We start from the raw sequence: 2,383 nt of genomic DNA, 5'->3' as shown, positions 1-2,383 counted from the left end.
GAGTAGGGTTTTAGGTGCGCATGCCTATCGGCATTGCTTCCTTGTCCTTGGCGCTCTTTCGCAATGCACTGCATTGCTGCGCCGGCGGTTGAACCTACTTTATCCGTAGGTTCAAGTCTTACTCACACAGCCCATATACGCAAAAAGGGCCCCTGATGGGACCCTTTTTATCGTATTGGTTGCGGGAGTAGGATTTGAACCTACGACCTTCAGGTTATGAGCCTGACGAGCTACCGGGCTGCTCCATCCCGCGTCAATTATATTATGTCACCCGTTCCGATGGCTTATGCCATTCTCCGATGTGACGCAGCTCAGGGCTGCTATGTGTCTGCTTCCGGTATTGCTATCGCAATCCCATGAAGAGGGCTCAAGATTGCCCTTGGTTGTCGACTATAGGAATCAATTGTCCTTTTAGACGACAAAACCGCCTTTTGAAGGGCGGTTTTTGGTATTTGATATGTGGTTATGTGTACACTCTTTTGTAGATCTGGCGGCGACCTACTCTTCCGCGCCTTAAGACGAAGTACCATCGGCACAAAGGCTTTTCACTTCCGGGTTCGGGATGGGACCGGGTGGGACAACCTTGTTATAACCACCAGATCAACAAAAGAGTGTTATTGCGAGTATCAAAGCATGCTTTGAGTAATGTTCCAAGACAATCTCTAATTACCGAACAGCGTAGCTGTGAGGCAAGGCCAAGCGGCCGCCGCGCACTTTTGCGCGAATTAAAGACAAAGAAAGCTTTCCTTTCTGTCTATGGAGAGGCTCAAAAGCCTATCGAGCAATTAGTATCAGTTAGCTTCACCCATTACTGAGCTTCCACACCTGACCTATCAACGTGGTGGTCTTCCACGGCTCTCAGAGAGACCTTATCTTGAGGGGGGCTTCCCGCTTAGATGCTTTCAGCGGTTATCCCTTCCGGACATAGCTACCCTGCAATGCGGCTGGCGCCACAACAGGTCCACCAGAGGTCCGTCCACCCCGGTCCTCTCGTACTAGGGGCAGCTCCTCTCAAGTCTCTTGCGCCCACGGCAGATAGGGACCGAACTGTCTCACGACGTTCTAAACCCAGCTCACGTACCTCTTTAATTGGCGAACAGCCAAACCCTTGGGACCTGCTCCAGCCCCAGGATGAGATGAGCCGACATCGAGGTGCCAAACACTGCCGTCGATATGAGCTCTTGGGCAGTATCAGCCTGTTATCCCCGGCGTACCTTTTATTCGTTGAGCGATGGCCCTTCCACACAGAACCACCGGATCACTATGACCGACTTTCGTCTCTGCTCGACCTGTCAGTCTCGCAGTCAGGCAGGCTTATGCCATTGCACTCGACGATCGATTTCCAACCGATCTGAGCCTACCTTCGCGCGCCTCCGTTACCATTTGGGAGGCGACCGCCCCAGTCAAACTACCCACCACAGAGGGTCCCAGTCCCGGTTTCACGGGACGTGGTTAGACATCAGAGACAACAAGGGTGGTATTTCAAGGATGGCTCCACTCGCACTGGCGTGCGGGCTTCAAAGCCTCCCACCTATCCTACACATGTTATCCCTAATGCCACTCTGAAGCTGTAGTAAAGGTGCACGGGGTCTTTCCGTCTGACCGCGGGTACTCCGCATCTTCACGGAGAATTCAATTTCGCTGAGTCTATGCTGGAGACAGTGGGGAAGTCGTTACGCCATTCGTGCAGGTCGGAACTTACCCGACAAGGAATTTCGCTACCTTAGGACCGTTATAGTTACGGCCGCCGTTTACCGGGGCTTCAATTCGCAGCTCTCACTACTCCTCTTAACCTTCCGGCACCGGGCAGGCGTCAGACCCTATACGTCGTGTTATCCACTTCGCAGAGCCCTGTGTTTTTAGTAAACAGTCGCCACCCCCTCTTTTGTGCCCCCAACTAAAAGTTGCCTTAAAGCTGGGCCTCCTTATCCCGAAGTTACGGAGGCAATTTGCCGAGTTCCTTCAGCATAGTTCTCTCAAGCGCCTTGGTATGCTCTACCATCCCACCTGTGTCGGTTTAGGGTACGGTCAATATGGTGGTGCTATTTCCTGGAACAGATTCGCGGCAAGACCAATCCAATAAGGTCTCACAACTTACTCCATTCGTCACATTCCACCTGGTTCAGGAATATTAACCTGATTCCCATCGACTACGCCTTTCGGCCTCGCCTTAGGAGCCGACTCACCCTGCGCGGATTAGCCTTGCGCAGGAACCCTTGGGATTTCGGCGACAGTGTCTCTCACACTGTTTATCGCTACTCATGTCAGCATTCTCACTTCTGATATCTCCAGAATGGCTCGCGCCACACCTTCGCAGACTTACAGAACGCTCCGCTACCACTTGATCATAAGATCAAATCCACAGCTTCGGTACTTGTCTTTA

General features: G+C 52.3%; 1 tRNA gene and 2 rRNA genes (1 of these 3 cut by a window edge). All 3 read right to left on the bottom strand.

The window, feature by feature from the left end:
- Positions 1-176: 176 nt before the first annotated feature.
- Positions 177-253, bottom strand: a tRNA-Met gene (locus OEU88_RS15810).
- A gap of 232 nt (positions 254-485) precedes the next feature.
- Positions 486-600 (bottom strand): 5S ribosomal RNA (rrf, locus tag OEU88_RS15805).
- A 163-nt stretch (positions 601-763) separates the two neighbouring features.
- Positions 764-2,383 (bottom strand): 23S ribosomal RNA (locus OEU88_RS15800); it runs 1,128 nt beyond the window's last position.

Source organism: Kordiimonas aquimaris (assembly GCF_025574485.1).
Classification (GTDB): Bacteria; Pseudomonadota; Alphaproteobacteria; order Sphingomonadales; family Kordiimonadaceae; genus Kordiimonas; species Kordiimonas aquimaris.
This window is presented reverse-complemented; position numbering and strand designations above follow the sequence as displayed.